Annotated in this window: 19 protein-coding genes; 12 read left to right on the forward strand and 7 right to left on the reverse strand. The window is 69.7% G+C overall.

Annotation, left to right across the window (positions count from 1 at the left end; all coding sequences use genetic code 11):
* A partial coding sequence (locus tag BS329_RS39130; protein WP_208619361.1) for a manganese catalase family protein occupies positions 1-317 on the reverse strand: 317 nt, incomplete at its 3' end.
* A 319-nt stretch (positions 318-636) separates the two neighbouring features.
* Here BS329_RS39130 and BS329_RS43675 point away from each other — a divergent pair.
* The 3 genes from BS329_RS43675 (at position 637) to BS329_RS39140 (ending at position 1,765) form a co-directional block, all read left to right on the forward strand.
* Positions 637-789, forward strand: coding sequence for a hypothetical protein (locus BS329_RS43675; protein ID WP_158075884.1), 153 nt, complete (start codon positions 637-639; stop codon positions 787-789).
* A 195-nt stretch (positions 790-984) separates the two neighbouring features.
* Positions 985-1,236 (forward strand): OsmC family protein, encoded by a 252-nt coding sequence (locus tag BS329_RS39135; RefSeq protein WP_084750780.1) that lies wholly within the window; start codon positions 985-987, stop codon positions 1,234-1,236.
* Between the two features lie 64 nt (positions 1,237-1,300).
* Positions 1,301-1,765, forward strand: coding sequence for an SRPBCC family protein (locus BS329_RS39140; RefSeq protein WP_076168355.1), 465 nt, complete (start codon positions 1,301-1,303; stop codon positions 1,763-1,765).
* On the opposite strand, the gene BS329_RS39145 is transcribed toward BS329_RS39140, so the two are convergent.
* Together BS329_RS39145 and BS329_RS39150 are read right to left on the reverse strand one after the other, a co-directional pair.
* Positions 1,756-3,348 (reverse strand): phytoene desaturase family protein, encoded by a 1,593-nt coding sequence (locus BS329_RS39145; RefSeq protein ID WP_076168357.1) that lies wholly within the window; start codon positions 3,346-3,348, stop codon positions 1,756-1,758. The genes BS329_RS39140 and BS329_RS39145 overlap by 10 nt on opposite strands.
* A gap of 48 nt (positions 3,349-3,396) precedes the next feature.
* Positions 3,397-4,473 (reverse strand): NAD-dependent epimerase/dehydratase family protein, encoded by a 1,077-nt coding sequence (locus BS329_RS39150; protein ID WP_076168359.1) that lies wholly within the window; start codon positions 4,471-4,473, stop codon positions 3,397-3,399.
* A gap of 111 nt (positions 4,474-4,584) precedes the next feature.
* Here BS329_RS39150 and BS329_RS39155 point away from each other — a divergent pair, with 111 nt between their 5' ends.
* A complete protein-coding gene (locus tag BS329_RS39155) occupies positions 4,585-5,028 on the forward strand; it encodes an SRPBCC family protein (protein WP_076168360.1) in 444 nt (147 codons plus the stop codon).
* An 11-nt stretch (positions 5,029-5,039) separates the two neighbouring features.
* On the opposite strand, the gene BS329_RS39160 is transcribed toward BS329_RS39155, so the two are convergent.
* The 3 genes from BS329_RS39160 to BS329_RS39170 all read right to left on the reverse strand — a co-directional run bounded on the left by BS329_RS39160 (position 5,040) and on the right by BS329_RS39170 (position 8,263).
* The gene (locus tag BS329_RS39160; RefSeq protein WP_076168405.1) at positions 5,040-6,278 is read right to left on the reverse strand and encodes an NAD(P)/FAD-dependent oxidoreductase; all 1,239 of its coding nucleotides are present in this window, start codon (positions 6,276-6,278) and stop codon (positions 5,040-5,042) included.
* On the reverse strand, positions 6,265-7,293 hold the full coding sequence (locus BS329_RS39165) for a Rieske (2Fe-2S) protein (RefSeq protein WP_244197465.1): 1,029 nt from the start codon (positions 7,291-7,293) through the stop codon (positions 6,265-6,267). Before BS329_RS39165 ends, BS329_RS39160 begins: the two co-directional genes overlap by 14 nt.
* Positions 7,294-7,372: 79 nt before the next feature.
* Positions 7,373-8,263, reverse strand: coding sequence for a MerR family transcriptional regulator (locus BS329_RS39170; protein WP_076168362.1), 891 nt, complete (start codon positions 8,261-8,263; stop codon positions 7,373-7,375).
* Between the two features lie 345 nt (positions 8,264-8,608).
* Here BS329_RS39170 and BS329_RS39175 point away from each other — a divergent pair, with 345 nt between their 5' ends.
* The 7 genes from BS329_RS39175 to BS329_RS39205 are packed head-to-tail and all read left to right on the forward strand — an operon-like array spanning position 8,609 to position 15,107.
* A complete protein-coding gene (locus BS329_RS39175; RefSeq protein ID WP_076168363.1) occupies positions 8,609-9,709 on the forward strand; it encodes a polyprenyl synthetase family protein in 1,101 nt (366 codons plus the stop codon).
* Complete coding sequence (crtI, locus tag BS329_RS39180; protein ID WP_076168365.1) at positions 9,706-11,223, forward strand: phytoene desaturase family protein; 1,518 nt, start codon at positions 9,706-9,708, stop codon at positions 11,221-11,223. The genes BS329_RS39175 and crtI overlap by 4 nt, the downstream gene beginning before the upstream one ends.
* On the forward strand, positions 11,220-12,182 hold the full coding sequence (locus BS329_RS39185; protein WP_076168366.1) for a phytoene/squalene synthase family protein: 963 nt from the start codon (positions 11,220-11,222) through the stop codon (positions 12,180-12,182). The genes crtI and BS329_RS39185 overlap by 4 nt, the downstream gene beginning before the upstream one ends.
* Entirely contained in the window at positions 12,183-12,524 is a 342-nt protein-coding gene (locus BS329_RS39190; protein ID WP_076168367.1) for a lycopene cyclase domain-containing protein, read from the forward strand.
* A complete protein-coding gene (locus tag BS329_RS39195; RefSeq protein ID WP_076168369.1) occupies positions 12,521-12,841 on the forward strand; it encodes a lycopene cyclase domain-containing protein in 321 nt (106 codons plus the stop codon). The genes BS329_RS39190 and BS329_RS39195 overlap by 4 nt, the downstream gene beginning before the upstream one ends.
* Positions 12,838-13,569: a class I SAM-dependent methyltransferase gene (locus BS329_RS39200; protein WP_076168371.1), complete on the forward strand. Its 732-nt coding sequence runs from the start codon at positions 12,838-12,840 to the stop codon at positions 13,567-13,569. The genes BS329_RS39195 and BS329_RS39200 overlap by 4 nt, the downstream gene beginning before the upstream one ends.
* Complete coding sequence (locus BS329_RS39205; RefSeq protein ID WP_076168372.1) at positions 13,566-15,107, forward strand: FAD-dependent oxidoreductase; 1,542 nt, start codon at positions 13,566-13,568, stop codon at positions 15,105-15,107. The genes BS329_RS39200 and BS329_RS39205 overlap by 4 nt, the downstream gene beginning before the upstream one ends.
* A 16-nt stretch (positions 15,108-15,123) precedes the next feature.
* Here the strand turns inward: BS329_RS39205 and BS329_RS39210 are convergent, their stop codons facing one another.
* Positions 15,124-16,332: a PP2C family protein-serine/threonine phosphatase gene (locus BS329_RS39210; RefSeq protein WP_076168374.1), complete on the reverse strand. Its 1,209-nt coding sequence runs from the start codon at positions 16,330-16,332 to the stop codon at positions 15,124-15,126.
* A gap of 134 nt (positions 16,333-16,466) precedes the next feature.
* On the opposite strand from BS329_RS39210, the gene BS329_RS39215 reads away from it, so the two are divergent.
* Entirely contained in the window at positions 16,467-16,925 is a 459-nt protein-coding gene (locus BS329_RS39215; RefSeq protein ID WP_143253416.1) for a MarR family transcriptional regulator, read from the forward strand.
* Positions 16,926-16,947 lie beyond the last annotated feature (22 nt).

The following is a 16,947-nucleotide window of genomic DNA, read 5'->3' on the forward strand; positions in this document are numbered from 1 at the left end:
TCCATCCCGCCCAGGATCGCCGCCGTCACCGGGTCTTTGACCGCCTCGGCGGTCACCGTCGCGGGCGCGCCTTCCAGGAGCCGGGCGACCATCGTGGCGAGCATTTCGACATGCCCGATCTCCTCGGTCGCGGTATCCATGATCAAGTCTTTGTACTTGCCCTCGATCCGGCAGTTCCAACCCTGGAACAAGTACTGCATGGTCACGGTCATTTCACCGTAGGCGCCGCCGATCAGCTCCTGTAACTTGCGGGCGTAGGCGGCGTCGGGCTTTTCCGGCTTCGCTTCGAACTGGAGCAGCTTCGTGTGTCGGAACATCAGATCTGGACCTTCCGTCTGCTTTAGGCCGGTGGCTCACCGGCTACGAGATCGTCGGTTGCCCGATCGCGTGCTCGTTAATCCTTTCCACCCACGCCAATTCCCACGATGCCCGAATGCCGCCAGCCGAGCGGAACCGCCCGGCGGTGTCTAAACCTCGGTGATCCGGGTATCCGACGGCAGCGACCGGGCCGGGCGGCTGCCTCGACGGCCTGGCTCGCAGGCGATCGGCGGGCAGCCACGGCCTTCAACAGCGCAGGGCCGTCGTCGATCTCCGCTCCCGCGGGCCATGCCGGTGAGACGGCATGGGGAACCACCGGTGACCTCGGTGGCAGACACCCAAGGCCGACAGTACGACCACGACGCCATGGCCGAACAGCTCGTCGAACTGACCGCGGCCCGGGAAATGGTCGGCGTAAGGGGATTTCCGCCGACCAGGCGTTCGATCGTGAAAACCACCCGTGCCGATTGAACTCGTGAACAAGGGGTATCCGCCGAGCGTTGCGAAATCGATCCAAAGGCGGTGACAGTGGTGGTCAAGGAGGCGAAAGCGGTCTCGCTGGCCGGACGAGTCGGGGTGCCGGGAGCCGAACCGGAATCACTGCCGGTCAGGAACGGGCGGGCGGCGCGGGACGGATGGGATCCTGAGCAACTTTAGGCCGCGACGCTGGCGACCTGCCTGCATCAGGCGGTGGTCCTGGTCGCGTCCGCTGGAGATCTCGACACCACCGGCAGCGCGGTGCGCGCCCACGTGAGGTTGATCCACGAGACGGCCTTGGACTACAGCGTCGATGCGGAGCTGACGGTGTCGCTGCCCGAAATCCCCACGGCACGGCGACAAGAACTCCTCGATCAGGCGGTGAACCACTGTCCGCTGGTCAACGGCTGGGCAGTGAATCTGGATGGCGAAACACCCTGAACGGGCAGGCTTCAAACCACATCGGCGGGGTACCCGGGCTTTGCGCCCCGAACAGGAGGAAACCGTGAGCGAAGTCGTCAGCCGAATAATCGACGCACCGCCGGAAGCCGTGTTCACCGTGCTCTCGGACGGCTGGCTCTATGCGAGCTGGGTGGTCGGGAGTTCCCACATCCGTGATGTCGACGCAGACTGGCCAGCCGTCGGCTCCCGGATCCACCACAGTGTCGGCCCGTGGCCGCTGCACATCCAGGACGTCACGGTGGTGAAGGCCGTCGAGCCCGGCGTTTTCCTCGAGCTGGAAGCGAGGGGCTGGCCACTGGGCGCGGCGGAAGTGACACTGACCCTGGTTCCCCGCGGTGAAGGCAGGACAGAGGTCCGGATGACGGAGCGTGTCGTGCGCGGTCCCGGCAAGGTGCTGCCGGAGGCGGTTCAAGCACTGATCGCCAAGCCACGCAACGGCGAAGCCCTCGCCCGGCTGGCCGATCTGGTGATCGGGAAGTACGCGAACCGCGGGAGCGCTCAGTCGTAGACCGCCCGATTCGCCGCGCGGATGACCGCCGCGTAGCCCCCGCCGAGCCGACCCGCCCGTGCCAGCGCGGCGCGGGCGGCGTTGGCTCCGGGACCGCCGTGGACGGCTCCTCCCGGATGAGCCGCCGAGCTCGCCAGGAACAGCCGGTCCACCGGGGTGTCCGCGCGGCCCAGGCCGGGAATCGGGCGGAAGAACAACTGCTGATGGATGGCCGTGGTCCCGTTGTTGATCGCGCCACCCACCAGTCCGGGATCGTGGGCCGCCAGTTCGAGCGGTCCCTGCACGTACCGGCCCAGGATCAGGTCGGTGAACCCCGGCGCGTGCGCCTCGACCGTCTTCTCGATCCGCGCGACCTGCCGGTTCAGCACCTTGCGGTTCTCCATCACCCCACGAGGCGCGTGGGTGTAGGCCCACGCCGCCTCGGTGCCCGGCGGCGAGCGATCCGGGTCGCTCGTCGTCATCTGCCCGAACAACAGGAACGGATCACGCGGGCTTCGGCCCCGGACGAGATCGCCACCGAACGCGGACAGGCCGTCCAGGTCCGTGCCGAGGTGGATCGTTCCCGCCCCGCGAGCGGCTTCCGCCGTCCACGGAACAGGCCCGGAGAGCGCCCAGTCCACTTTCACCGTGGCACTGTCCCACTGGAACCGGCCGAGATCGTCGAGCAGCCGGGACGGCAGCCATTCCGGCGCGATCATCTCGCGGTACAACGTCGGGGCCGGCAGGTCCGCGAGCACCGCCTTGCGGGCCCGTATCGGGTCGCCGTCGCCGTCGCGCACACCCATCGCGCGCCCACCGGCGACCAGTACTTCCGTCACCGGGCAACTACACCGGACTTCACCGCCGCGAGCGGTCAGCCGTCGCACCAACGCCGCGGTCAACTCCCCCGCCCCGCCGATGGGCACGGGGAAGCCGACGTCCTGGCCGACCATCGCGAGCAGCCAGCCGAACACGGCGCTGCCGGCGTTGTCCACGGAAAGGTCGCTGTGCGCGGCGTTCCCGGCCAGCAGCAACCGTGCCCCTTCGCCGTCGAAAAGCTCTTCCCCGAACCGGCGAGCCGGCAACGTGAGCATCCGGGCCAGGCGGAGCGCGTCGGCGGTCCCCGTGCTCCGCAACAGCCGCAGACCCGGCCGGACCGGCGGGAAAGGGGTGAACAGGGCGTCGAGCAACGGCTCGCGGATTTCCTGCCACTGGGCGAAAAGTCGTTTCCAGGCGGCGCCGTCTCCTGGCGCGAACTCGTCGGCGGAGGCCGCCGTGCGCTCGATGTTGTGTGAGAGCACCGCACATCTGTCGTCGGGCAGCACATGCGCGAGCACTTCGGGAGCGTGCCGCCAACGGAGACCGTGGTCTTCGAGGCGCAAGTCCCTGATCACCGGGGACACCGCGGTGAGCGGGAAGAAGGCGCTGCACAGATCGTTGCGGAAGCCCGGCTCGGTGACTTCTTCGGTCCGTACCGCGCCTCCCGGCTTCTCCGCCTGCTCCAGCACCAGTACCGACCAGCCCTCGTCGGCCAGCAGGTTCGCCGCGACCAGGCCGTTGTGGCCGGCGCCGATGACGATCGCGTCGAAGACTTCCGTGCTCATCCGGGCCTCTCGATCGTCAGGTCTTCAGAATGTCAGGTGGTCAGGTCGTCAGGATTGCGATTGGTGACTCGGTTTGCCACGGGCGAGCGAGCGGAGCCGGGACAGGAAGCCGTGCCCGCGAGGCGGAGCCAGCGGCGGGCTCGCCGCGCCGTCGCCCGACCGGAGCCCGGCGACCAGTTCCGCGACCGCACTTGCCGCGTCGTAACGAGGTTGCCAGCCCAGCGCGGTCTCGGCGAGTGTGGTGTCCACGAGTGGGGCGCCGTCGGCGAGATCCAGCCAACCAGGGTGCAGCGGCAAGGCACCCGTGCGCCAGGCCGCGTGCGCGGCGACGCGTACGAGTGATCGTGGTGCCGGAACGCGGATCCCGCCGAGCAGGCCGGTCAGCGCGTCGGCGGAGAGGACGCCCGGTGCGGCGAGGTTCACCGCTCCGGTGAACCGTTTCTCGAGGATCAGCCGGATGGCTTCGGCGACGTCGGCGCTGTGTACCGCTTGCGCTCGCAGATCCGCCCACAGGGGAATCGGCAGCCATCGGCGGCCTACGACGCCGGAAGGGACGGCCGGGCCCAGCAACCAGCGCTCGAACTCCCCCGCCGCCCGCCGTTGCAGGATCGCGCACGGCCGCAACCGCGCCACCCCGATCTCCGGGTGGCTTTCCTCGAAGCGGTCGAGCAGAGTCTCCAGACCGGCTTTGCCTCGGCTGTAGGCACTGGTGGCGATGCCGTCGCACGGCCACTGCTCGGAGACCTTCTCCCACCGCGGAGCCGGCCCGTAGGCGGCGACGGACGACAGGACGACCAGATGTGGGACCCCGGCCGCGGCCACCGCGGCGAGCACGTTCCGGGTGCCGTGGTCGTTGGTCCGCCACATGGGCGGATCTCCACGCTCCGGTGAAATCGCCCAGGCGAGATGCACGAGCGTGTCCGCTCCCTCCGCCAGGCCGGTCAGCTTCGCGCGCCCGGCGACGTCCCCCACGTCCAGAGTAGACCAGCGTGCGGCGCGATAAGGCGCAGCCGTGGTGTCGGGCAGCCTCCTCGCCAGGCCGAGCAGGTCGTCTTCGCCGGTATCGAGGGCGTGGAGCAACGCCGTCCCGACGTTTCCGGTGGCTCCGGTGATCACAATCCGCACAAGCTGCGCTTACCCAGCCCGGCGAGCGCGGAAACGCGGCCGTCACAGGCGTGAACCCGGCACCGCCGGGGTATCCGTACATGTCACCCCGGCGGACAGAGGAGAGACACCATGGTCGAGGTCACCCGGCGTTTCACCGTCGCCACGGCACCGGACGCCGTGGTGGACTACCTGCGCGACTTCTCCCGGGCGGTCGAATGGGATCCCGGCACAGTCTCTTGCAGGCGCATCGACTCCGGACCGGTCGGCGTCGGCGCGAAATGGCACAACGTGTCGAAGATCAGCGGTATCGAAACCGAGCTGACCTACGAACTGACGCGTCTCGAGCCCGGCCGGATCGTTTTCGTGGGCACCAACGACACCGCGACCTCGACCGACGACATAACCATCACCGCCGGCGAAGGACCCTCGACGACGGAGCTGACCTACCACGCCACCATCGAGTTCTCCGGTGCCGCGAAACTGGTTTCCCCCATCGCCAAGGCCGTGTTCGAGAAGGTCGGTAACGACACCGAAAAAAGCCTCACTCGCATTCTCGGCGACGTCACGGACTGAGCCTGGCGCGCTCAAGATTCCGTCGACCCGAGATCGCGCAGCACGGCTCGAGCGGTCCGGCCGCCGGACGCGAGCGCGCCTTGCAGTGAGCTGGTGTCGCGGTGGTCACCGCAGACGTAAAGCCGTTCACCGAAACGGATTTCGCGGCGGATGTCGTGTGGTGCGGGCATCGACGGTAACGCGTGCGGGATCTCGTAGCGCCCGACCAGCGGCCACCGCGACGCGTCCGCGCGATACATCCGGCTGAGCGCCCGCCGCACGTCCGGTTCCTCCAGCGGTGTGAGCGCCGAGGCGCTGACGAGCGCGGCGCCTTCCGGTGCGTAAGTGGGACACACCTCGCTGAGCACGGCGGTGTTGAGGATCGGCCCGCCACGGGCGTCGATCATGATGACCGGCTCCCGCAACGGCGATCGCGGTGGCGCGAAGTACCACGTCGTGACGCTGTTCCAGCGCGGTTCCGGGACCTCGCCGACGAGACGCGCGGCGGTGGTGCCGTCCGTGGCGACGATGACCGCGCGAGCCTTCCAGACATCTCCGCCGGAGGTCCGCACTCGGCCGTTTCCGGCTTCTTCGACCGAAGTGCCGGTTCGAACGGCGTCGACGGGCAGTGAGCGGGCGAGCTGTCTCGGCAGTTCTCCCATGCCCAGTGCGGGCAACGACGGCGCGGACCGGAGAAAACTCCGCCACACGAGCCGGAAGAACCGCGAAGAGGTACTCAGGCCGGATTCCAGGAAGACCCCCGAGAGGAACGGACGGAGCACGGTTTCCACCGCCCGATCCGACAGACCGGTCCGACGCAGTTCGCCGGCGGTCGTCCCGTCGTCGCCGCGGATGATCGACCGAGCGGGACCGCCAGCCACCCGCGCTGTCAGCGCGCCGAGCGCGGCCAGGTCCTTGGCCGACAGATAGCGGCGTGCGGCGACATCGCGCAGAGCCTTGGGCGCGTCGAGCGGGTTTCCGAGCAAGCTGAGGCGGTCCTCGTCGGACACCCGGACCGCACGCCAGAACTTGCCCAGCCGGAGCGCGTCGACATCCACCAGACGCCCGATCGCGGGGTAGGCGGGATTGAGGATCTGGAAGCCTCGATCCAGCCGGAAACCGTCGACGACGTCCGTGCGCACCCTGCCGCCGACCTCGTCACCGGCTTCCAGGACCGCACAAGCGATTCCGGCGCGGTGAAGGTGCAGTCCGGCGGAAAGACCGGCGAGCCCGGCGCCGACGATCACGACCCCGGTCTCATGCGCGGCCATCGGCGGCACTCCCCACCCTCAAGGCGTAGCGCCGCTCGGCGTAGGCGAGGTCGTCCCGCCAGAGACGTGCGGCCGCGCGGCGCATCAGGGGTCGCAGAGCCGGTGCGATCCGGGTGGCCTTGGCGAAACCGGGCCGATCGGACGTGGCTATGGTCGCTTCGATCACGACGGTGCGCGGATGTCCGTCGGGTCCGTTTCCCAGCGGGGTGGCGTGGGTTTCGACCACGCTGCCCGCCCCCTCACCGTCGACGATGGTCATCAGCACCGTACGAGGCTCGGGACAGGTGAACTCGGCGATCACCGGCACACCCAGTTTCCCGGCCAGCCGGAAGGTCACTTCGACGACGAACTTGTCGTCGGCGTCGGCGACGTCGTTTCCTTGTGGAGCGGACAGAACCCGCAGCCGCGTGAACGAGTACGGATGGAACCAGGCGCCGTGCCAAGGATCGAGCCGGTTGGCCACGATGTCCGTCGGTTCACAGGTTCCGGTGAGGGTCGCGACCGCGTCGACCGTCATGGTGTTTCGCGGGCGGTCCGGCACGATCGGCCGCTCCGTGGGGCTTTCACCACCGAAGCTGTCGAGGCGGACCCAGGCGAGCACACCGTCGTCGTAGGACGGCAGCGGCGACCAGCCCGGCCGCTCGGGCCCGACCCGTAACCCGTGCCACCGGCAGACCAACTCTCCACAGTGGACTCGAGCTTGGTCGAGCGGGGCGCCGAGATGCGGGCAGGCGCCCGGGCCGATGGTCAAGTCACCGCCCTCGTCACGCCAGGCCACCAGTTCCCGTCCACCCACCCGCAATCCCGACGGCTTGTCCTTGCCGATCTCACGGCTGGCCGCGACGACGAACCAATTGCCGGCCGGACGCGCGTCGGCGCGTTTGACCGCGGCGTCGATCAGCGCCGGACGGCATTCCCCGTATGTCGGTTCCTGACGTGCCCAAGCCGGTTCCCGGAACGGCTGGACCGGCCACTTCGCCGGCCAACGCTCGACCACCTGACGCCTGAGATCCACCGGAAACCTCCCGCTCCGCGTTGCCCGGGTAATCATCCTCAGGCACTTGAAGCGTTTCCGCAACGGTTCCGCGCCCGGCTCAGGCCTTGACGCGTGCGGCGGCGAGCTCCAGCGCGGCGGTCAGGTCGTTGACCCAAGGCGCGCCACGAACGGTGCGCCCTTCCCAACCGGGACCGGCGACGGCGACCTCGCACCCGCGGCGTTGCAGACGCTGGCACAGCGGGCCGTCGACGGTGTCGGCGGACATCGACCACAGCACGACCAGCACCGGATCCACTTTGGCGGCCAAGCCGACCAGCGTGTCCGCGGGCACCAGCTGCCCGAGGTAGAGCGCGGGGATACCGATCTCCGCCATCGACGCGCGAAGGATCTCGACCGGCAGGCTGTGCCGCTCGTCCGGGCAACAGGCCACGAGCACCCCTCGTTCGGACGGCGCGGCCGTGAACCGGGCGACGTAGCGCTGGAGCGCCAGGGAAACCTCGGTGGTGAGCGCCCACTCCGCCTCGTAACACACGTCTCCCCGGAGCCAGCGGCCACCGAGGCCGCGCAGCACCGGCAGGAGAACGTCAGCCCACAGAGCCGCCGCGCCGATCGCGTCCAGGGTCTCGTCCAGCAAGGCCGCGATGGAAGCGAACTGGAGGTCTTCCGCGGCCTGCTCGAGTTCGCCGACCAGCCGGCCGGCAGGCACGCCGGGGGCCGCATCGTCGACACCGGAGAACACCGCGGCGGCCGCCTCGCGGGCGCGGATACCGCGGTCGATCAGCCGCCGCATATGCCGCAGCCTGCGCACATCCTCGTCCGAATAGCGGCGATGACGTCCGTCGGCGCGCAAGGTGGGGCCGACGCCGTAACGCGCGGCCCAGGTCCGGAGCGTGACCGGCGAGATGCCCAGCACCTCGGCGACCATTCCCGGGGTCCACGACCCGCCGGCCGGGGGGCCACCACGGCCGCTCATCTCGTCGACGTCCATCCAGTACCACATTTCCGGTGCGGCGCCGCGCTCGCGCGGGTATCCACTGCGGCCAGCTTACGAGGCCACCGGACGAACACCCGGCGGCACCACGGCGTGGTCGGGAGGGGACCGTCTGCACCGGGTGCCGCCGGGCTCCGGCGGGTGGCGGGGACTCGGCCACCCTCTCACAAGGGGATCTTCACCGACCCGGGTTTGTCCCGAGCAGTACCGGGAACTCTCGGAGTTCCTGCCCTACAGGCAATTCCGCCCGAGTTGCGGGGGTGCCGCCGGATCTAGTAGACAAGGTACACCAGCTTGAAACGGTTGTGAAACGAATCACCGGATCGGCGGAGGGATACTCGGATGGTGTCGACCATGGCGGCGGAAGCGGTGCCGTCGAAGAAGGCACCGCCCGCGTGGCTGGACGCCGTCGGCGAGCGTTGCCTCGCCGAAGCACACGGTTTCGTCGAGGCACGGGCCGCCGAGCACTTCTCCGGACGTAGCGAGGGCGAACTCGCGGAAACCGTCATTCCCCAGTTCGTCGCCGGCGGGAAATTCCTCCGCCCGATGTTCGCCTATGTGGGCTGGCGATGCGGAGGCCCCGAATCGGACGCCGCCTTGCGGGCCGCGGCGAGCTTGGAACTACTCCATTGTTTCGCCTTGGCACAAGACGACGTCATGGACGGCTCGGCACTTCGCCGTCGCCGCCCCGCGCTGCACGTCCGGTTCGCGCGTTGGCACGCGGAGCGGGGCTGGAGCGGATCAGCCGACCGGTTCGGCGAAGCCGCGGCGACGCTGTCCGGTGATCTCTTCCTCGTCTGGTCGGAGCAGCTGCTCCGAGAATCGGGTCTGGACGCGGAAACGCTGGCGCGAGGATGGCCGAGGTACGACCTGATGCGAGCGGAGCTGGCGGTCGGGCAACTCGCTGATCTCGTGAACGACGCCCGGGCGCTCCCCGCCTGGGAGACGCTGCTCGACGTGCTACGCCGGAAATCCGGCAATTACACGGTTCGCAGACCGCTGGAGTTCGGCGCGGCGCTGGCGGGCTGCGGCGCTGACGTCATGGCCGCCCTCGCCGAATACGGCGGTCTGATCGGCGAGGCGTTCCAGTTCCGGGACGACCTGCTCGGTGTCTTCGGCGACCCGGCGGCCACCGGCAAACCCGCCGGTCAGGATCTCCGCGATCGCAAGGCGTCCAGCGTGGTGGTGCTCGCCGCCGAGATGGCCGACCGGCGGCAGCGCGACGAACTCGACGAACTACTCCAGCTCCCCATCGTGGACGACCGAGCCGTCTCCCGCTGGTGCGGACTGATCACGGCGACCGGGGCGCGCGAACGCCTCGGCGAACTGATCCGGGAACGCGCCGAAAAGGCCCAGGCGGTGATCGACCCCGCGGTCTTCCCGCGACAGGCCGCGGACGCGCTGGCGGTCCTCGCCACCAGGTGCACGGAGCGCGACCGATGAAAACGGTGCCGGGGCGGACGGATCGGATCGTCGTGGTGGGAGCGGGGCTGTCGGGGCTGTCGGCGGCCCTGCATCTGGCCGGCCGCGGCCGCGAAGTCACCGTTCTCGAACGCGACCCCGGGCCGGGCGGCCGCGCGGGCCGCGTCGAACACGAGGGCTACTCGCTCGACACCGGCCCGACGGTGCTGACCATGCCGTCGATCCTGGGGGACACCTTCGGCGCAGTGGGTGCCGAGCTGAGCCGGGAGCTCCCGCTGACCAGGCTCGATCCGGCCTACCTCGCGCGGTTCGCCGACGGCGGCACCCTGCCCGTGCACACCGGGGCCGAGGCGATGACGGACGCGGTACGGGAGTTCGCCGGACCCGCCGAGGCCGCGGGTTACCTGCGGTTACGCGCTTGGCTGACCCGGCTCTACCGGGCCGAGTTCGGCCGGTTCATCGACTCCAACATCGACTCGCCACTGGACATGCTCAACCCCGATCTGGCACGTCTGGTCGCGCTCGGCGGATTCCGGCGATTGGACCCCAAGATCGGGTCGTTCCTCACCGACGAGCGGCTGAAGCGGGTGTTCACCTTCCAAGCGCTCTACGCGGGCGAGTCGCCGATGCGGGCGCTGGCGCTGTACGCGATCATTTCCTATATGGACACCGTCGGCGGCGTGTACTTCCCGCCCGGCGGGATCGCGGCACTCCCTCAGGCACTCGCCCGGGTCGCGGCGGCGAACGGTGTCACGTTCCACTACGGCGCCACCGTGCGAGAGCTCGAACGCACAGGCGCCCGGATCCACGCCGTCCGCACTGCCGACGGCGAACGTCATCCGTGCGACGCCGTCGTCCTGACGACCGAACCAGCCGAGAGCTATCGGCTGCTCGGCCGGACCCCGAAGCGGCCGGTCACGCTGCGGCCGGCGCCGTCGGCACTGGTGGTGCACACCGGTGGCCCCGATGCCCGGCCGGCAGCGGGGCACCACACCATTTCCTTCGGGCAGGGATGGCGCTCGACCTTCGACGAACTCATCACCACCGGACGCCGCATGTCCGACCCGTCCCTGCTGATCACCCGGCCGACCGCGACCGATCCGGCGCTCGCACCGCCGGGCCGTCAGCTGTACTCGATTCTCGCACCGGTGCCGAATCTCGACCGGGGCCCCGCGGATTGGGCCACCGAAGCCGAACCGTACGCGGAGGAGATCCTCGCTGTCGCACGGCAGCGACTACTGCCGGACTTCGAACCCGAGTTCACCGAGGTCATCAGTCCCGCCGACTGGTCGGATCGCGGTCTGGTGGCAGGCACCCCCTTCAGCTACGCGCACTCCTTCGTCCAAACCGGACCGTTCCGGCCGAGGAATCTGCCGCGGGGCACCGAAAACGCCGTCCTCGCCGGTGGCGGGACGGTGCCGGGAGTGGGCGTGCCGACCGTCCTCGTCTCCGGCAGGCTGGCCGCGGACCGGATCACCGGCGTACCCGTACGCCGCACGCGCGTACTCGACCTGGCCACGGAGGCGAGCCGATGACCCGACGCGAACTCGACGCCGCCGCAATCCACGACCCTGGCCTGCGAGCCGCCTACACCTGGTGCCGCGAGGTCAACGCCAGGAACGGCAGGACGTACTTCCTGGCGACGCGCATGCTGACTCCCGCCCAGCGGCCCGCCGTCCACGCGCTCTACGGCTTCGCCCGATGGCTGGACGACATCGTCGACGAGCCCGATCCGGACGCCACCCCGCGATCTCTGGCCATCCGGCTGTCCGAAGTGGAGGATCGCTTTCTCGCCGACCTGGCCATGGGCACAAGCGACGACCCCCTGCTGACGGCGGTGATCGACACGGCGGCCCGGTACGAACTGGAGGACCAGCTCTTCCGCGACTTCTTCACGTCGATGCGGATGGACCTGAGCGTGACCGACTACGCCACCAGGAACGATCTCGACGCCTATGTGCACGGATCGGCCGAGGTCATCGGCCTGCAGGTACTCCCGATCCTCGGCGCGGTGGCCCCCCGCGAAGAAGCCGCACCGCGAGCCGCCGCGCTCGGTAAGGCCTTCCAGCTGACCAACTTCCTCCGTGACGTCGCCGAGGATTTCGCGCGTGGCCGGGTCTACCTGCCCGCCGACGAACTCAAGGAACACGACGTCGACCGCGAACGGCTGTCCTGGTGCGCGGAGCACGGCCGATCCGACGTACGCGTACGCGCCGCGATCAGGGAACAGATCGCCACCACACGGCGGATCTACACCGAAGCGCGGCCGGGGATCGCGATGCTGCATCCGGTCTCGCGCCCCTGCGTGGCCACCGCCGCGACCCTCTACGGGGAGATCCTCGACCGGATCGAGGGCGCGGACCACGACGTCTTCACCGGCCGGGCGACGGTGCCTCGGCGGCGTCGGCTCGGAGTCGCCTGCGGTGCGCTCGCTCGCGCACAGTGGGCGAGAACGCGGCATCCCGCCCCCACTGCCCCGTCGGCGGTGAGCTGAATGGGCAAAGTCGAATACCTGGTCGTGCTGGCGGCGTGCGTTCTGGTGACACTGCCGCTGGAGATCGCCGGGGCCCGGGTCTACCGGCAGCCGAAACGGCTCGCCCGCGCACTGCTCCCGGTGGCCGTGCTCTTCCTCGTCTGGGACGCGGTGGCGATCGCGGGCGAGGTCTGGAGTTACGCGCCGGACTTCGTCACCGGCGTCCGCGCACCGTTTTCCGTCCCGCTGGAGGAAATTCTGTTCTTCGTCGTCATCCCGATCTGCGGGATACTGACCTATGAAGCGGTCCAGCTCACCCTCACCGCGGCCCGGCGGCGCGGGAAACCGGCGGCCCGGCGATGATTCCTTGGGGTTACACCGTTCCCGCCGTCGCCGCGGTCATCGTGGTGGTCCTCGCCGAGGTGACCATCCTGAAGACCGGGCTGTTCCGCAAACCCGCCTACTGGCTCACGATGGTCATCGTCACCGGTTTCCAGATCCCCGTCGACGGCTGGCTGACGAAGTTGTCCGCCCCGATCGTCCTCTACGCGCCCGAGCACATCACCGGCTGGCGGTTCCCCTGGGACATCCCGGTCGAAGACTTCTTCTTCGGTTTCGCGATGGTGACCGCCGTACTGCTGCTGTGGGAACGGGCTCGGACACCCGAGGAGGCACGATGAACGCCATGGCGCGAGACGGTTTGCCGCGCGACACCGTGCCCTCGGCCTTCGACACCGAGGCCCGGTTCTACGACCGCCTCGTGGGAGCGAATCCCGGGTACCACGACCATCTGCGCCTTTCCGCCGCACGGCTGGCCCTTCCCTCGGCCGTACCCGGACTGCGTGTGCTGGACGCGGGGTGCGGAACCGGCGCGTCCACGGCGGCACTGGTGTCCGTGGCACCGGAAGCCCGGATCACCGCCTTCGACGCGTCCGGAGAAATGCTGGAGCGAGCACGGAACAAGAGCTGGCCCGACGGTGTCGAATTCGTGCACACGCCGGTCGAGGACCTGGCCGGGATCCACGGCCCGTTCGACGCGATCCTGGCGGCATACCTGCTGCGCAACCTCACCGACCCCACCACGCAGCTGCGCCGGCTTCGCCGACTGCTCCGGCCGGGTGGCCGGATCGCGGTGCACGAGTACTCCGTCCGCGACTCCCGGCGCGCCCGCTGGGTCTGGAACGCCGTGTGCGCGGGGGTGATCATCCCGCTCGGGAAGCTCACCACCGGCGACGCGACGCTCTACCGCCATCTTCGCCGCAGCGTCCTCGAGTTCGACGGCGTCACCTCGCTCGCCCGGCGCCTCACGAACGCCGGCTTCACCGACGTCCACACCGCGACCGTCACCGGCTGGCAGCGGGACATCGTCCACACCGTCGTCGGCACCGCCCCGCTGGAGACACCGTGACCCTCCCCCGGGACTCCCGTCGGGTCACCCGGCAGGCGCCGCCGGGCCTCGCCGACGCCGCCCTGCTCGGACGACGCCCCACCGCGGCGGTCGTGGGCGGCGGTATCGCCGGGCTCACCGCGGCGACCGGACTGGCCGAACGCGGCGTCCAGGTCACCGTCTTCGAACGCGAACACCACCTCGGCGGGCGAGTCGGTGGCTGGCGGGAACGGTTACCGGACGGCGGCGCGGTGACCATGAGCCGGGGTTTCCACGCGTTCTTCCGTCAGTACTACAACCTGCGCGCCCTGCTCACGCGTACCGATCCGCGGCTGGACCGGCTCACGCCGCTGACCGACTATCCACTGCTGGACGCGCACGGCCGCATCGACACCTTCGCCGGACTTCCCCGCACCCCGCCGTGGAACGCGGTGGCGTTCGCCTTGCGAAGCCCGACCTTCACCCGCAAGGACCTGTGGCACCTCAGCGGCCGGGAGGCCTTGCCGCTGGCGACGGTCAGCGTGCCGGAGATCTATCACCGGCTCGACCGCACCGACGCCGCCACCTTCCTCGACAAGATCAACTTCCCCGCGGCCGCCAAACACCTCGCGTTCGAGGTCTTCTCCCGCAGTTTCTTCGCCGACCCGCGCGACCTGTCCGCCGCGGAGCTGGCGACCATGTTCCACCTGTACTTCCTCGGTTCCAGCGAGGGTCTGGTCTTCGACGTACCGACCGAGCCTTTCACCCAAGCTCTCTGGGATCCGCTCGCGGACTACCTCTCCGGCCGCCGCGTCGACATCCGAACCGGCACGCCGGTCACGGGCCTCGGCCGGACCGCACCGGGGTTCGCGATCGAATCCGGCGGGCGGACGGAGTACTTCGACGGAGTGGTCCTCGCCTGCGACGTCGCCGGCCTGCGCGAAATCGTGGCCGCCTCACCGGATGTCGGCACCGAGGCCTGGCGGGCAGGCGTCGGCGCCTTGCGCACCGCCCCGCCGTTCCTGGTCCGGCGGCTCTGGCTCGACCGCCCCGTCGAGGCACACCGGTCGCCGTTCCTCGGCACCGGCAGCATCCCGCCGCTGGACAACATCAGCCTGCTTGACCGGTACGAGGGAGAAGCCCGGCGCTGGGCCGCCCGTACCGGCGGAGCGGTCGTCGAACTGCACGCCTACGCGGCCACCACCCAGGACACGAGCGGCTTGGAAAAGGCACTGGAGAAACGCCTTCACGAGATCTACCCGGAGACCCTCGACGCACGTGTCGTCGGCGAGTTCACGTTGTGGCGCGACGACTGCCCGTTGTTCGGAGTCGGCGACTTCGCCCGCCGTCCCACGGTGGAAACCCCCGTGCCGGCACTGGCGCTCGCGGGGGACGGCATCCGGATCGATCTCCCGGTCGCCCTCATGGAACGCGCGGCCGCCACCGGCTGGGCCGCGGCGAACTCCCTTCTCGGGCACTGGGGCCTCGCCGGGCACCCGATCCGCTCGGTTCCCAACCAAGGACGGATCGGCCTGCTGAACAAGCTGAGTGCCTCGAAGTACTTCACCGAGGCATGCTGAAGCTCTCGGCAGACGATCAGCGCGTTCCGAGGCCCGCCGACGCGATGTCCGACGCACTGCCGGAACTCGGGTTCGGCCCGAACCAGTCGAGACAGACGATCATGGCGTCGTCAGTGGCCAGGCCGCCCTCGCGGCGGTCCCGCAGTTCTTCGAGGACGGCGCCCGGGACGTGGGCGGCGGGAAGGTCCGCGGTCGCGGCGACCGCTCGGGCGAGGGCGTGATCACCGTACGGTTCGCCGTGCGGCCCGGTGACGTCGTACACGCCGTCGCTGACGAACACGAAGCGGTCGCCGGCCAGCGCCTGGAGACGTTCGAGGGTGTAGGTGGTGTCTTCGAAGGTGCCGAGCGGGAGCTGTTCGTCGAAGTGCACACGTTCGGTCTTGCCGTCGCGGAGGCGCCACAGACGGGGCGATCCGGCGTCGACCGCGTCGATCTCGCCGGTCGCGAGGTCGAATTCGAGCAAAAGGGCCGCGACGTGCTGCTCGCCGACGTGCTGGGCGTAAATGGCCTGGTCGGCGAGTTCCGCCTGGGCGTCCAGCGGGATCCCGGCCCGCCGGGCGTTGCGCAGGGCGTTGACGGCGAGATTGGTCAGCAGTGCCGCGCTCGCGCCCTCCCCCATGCCGTTGATGAGTGCGACAGTGAGTTTGTGCGCGGACGCCGACCAGTCGAAGCAGTCGCCATAGATGGCGTACGCGGGTTCGAGTTGCCCGCCCATGGCGAATTCGGGGCGGGCGCAGGCGCGGCCGGGTAGTAGCTGCCACTGCATTTCGGCGGCGAGGGTGAGCCGGGACGAGCGGCGGGCCTGCACGTAGAGGTCGGTGTCGCGATCGGCGACGAACACCTCGTGCGCGAGCGCTTCGGCGAACCGGCCGAGTTCCGCCCACACGGGCGGTTCCTGATCTTCGGGCAAGGTGACCGCGAGCACACCCAGCCGGTCGCCCCGCACGGAAACCGGCAAATGGGCCCGGATACCCTCCTCGACGGCCTCGAAGGTCGCCCCCTGGGAGGTGAAGGCCTCGCCCGCGGGTGTTCCGGCCATCGCCACCGGGTCGGTGGTGTAGGGCAGCACGGTCACGCGCCGCAGTTCGGTGAGGCTGTAGTCGGCCATCAAGAGGTCGACCGCCGATGCGGCGAAATGTTCCTCGAGTGCCGAACGCAACCCGTCGAGCAGCTGGTGCGGCTGGACACCTCTCAGGATCCGTTCCACCGCAAGGAATCTGTCCACCCTCATCGCCTCCACGCGCAACAAAACCGGCGCCTGGGCGGACACCGGCGAACAGGGTCGGCACCGCGCGAGCGGACCGGCCGTAGGGCGTCCCGCGATGAGCTGGGCTGACAGTTCAGCATAAGGATGCGAGAGTGGGTGTCGTGAATCGGTCCTCCGAGCCTTCCGGCACCGAGACGGTGGCGGCGGCGGTGGCCGAGACGGCCGAGCTGCTCGAGATCATGTTCGAACGCGCTCGCGAGGCGTCACCGCGTCCGCTGTCGACGTCCCAGGTACGCGCAGTCGTGGCACTCGACCACCACGACGGCCTGAACCTGCGCGCACTCGCCGACCTGCTCGGTTCGACATCCCCGCTGGTGAGCCGCCTGTGTGACCGGCTGGAGGCCGTCGGGTTCGTCGACCGGCTGCCGAGCACCCGCAACCGTCGTGAACTCACCCTGCGTCTCAGCGACCAAGGCCGCGCCTACCTGCGCGACCTGCGGACACGGCGCCGCGAAAGCCTGGAGTCCGTGCTGGCGAAACTCACCCCCGAGGCCAGGACCGCTCTCGCCGACGGCCTGCGCGAGTTCCGCGAGGTCGCGGCGAGGTTGTGACGCCCACACGGTGCCATGGACG

Origin of the sequence: Amycolatopsis coloradensis, assembly GCF_001953865.1 — a bacterium.
Taxonomy (GTDB): Bacteria; Actinomycetota; Actinomycetes; order Mycobacteriales; family Pseudonocardiaceae; genus Amycolatopsis; species Amycolatopsis coloradensis.

What these genes read in the sequence shown, in the direction of transcription:
- BS329_RS39145 (WP_076168357.1), bottom strand. Translation starts at nt 3,348, where the DNA reads ATGAGCACGGAAGTCTTCGACGCGATCGTCATCGGCGCCGGCCACAAC.
- BS329_RS39155 (WP_076168360.1), top strand. Translation starts at nt 4,585, where the DNA reads ATGGTCGAGGTCACCCGGCGTTTCACCGTCGCCACGGCACCGGACGCC.
- BS329_RS39160 (WP_076168405.1), bottom strand. Translation starts at nt 6,278, where the DNA reads ATGGCCGCGCATGAGACCGGGGTCGTGATCGTCGGCGCCGGGCTCGCC.
- BS329_RS39170 (WP_076168362.1), bottom strand. Translation starts at nt 8,263, where the DNA reads ATGGACGTCGACGAGATGAGCGGCCGTGGTGGCCCCCCGGCCGGCGGG.
- BS329_RS39175 (WP_076168363.1), top strand. Translation starts at nt 8,609, where the DNA reads ATGGTGTCGACCATGGCGGCGGAAGCGGTGCCGTCGAAGAAGGCACCG.
- crtI (WP_076168365.1), top strand. Translation starts at nt 9,706, where the DNA reads ATGAAAACGGTGCCGGGGCGGACGGATCGGATCGTCGTGGTGGGAGCG.
- BS329_RS39185 (WP_076168366.1), top strand. Translation starts at nt 11,220, where the DNA reads ATGACCCGACGCGAACTCGACGCCGCCGCAATCCACGACCCTGGCCTG.
- BS329_RS39190 (WP_076168367.1), top strand. Translation starts at nt 12,183, where the DNA reads ATGGGCAAAGTCGAATACCTGGTCGTGCTGGCGGCGTGCGTTCTGGTG.
- BS329_RS39195 (WP_076168369.1), top strand. Translation starts at nt 12,521, where the DNA reads ATGATTCCTTGGGGTTACACCGTTCCCGCCGTCGCCGCGGTCATCGTG.
- BS329_RS39200 (WP_076168371.1), top strand. Translation starts at nt 12,838, where the DNA reads ATGAACGCCATGGCGCGAGACGGTTTGCCGCGCGACACCGTGCCCTCG.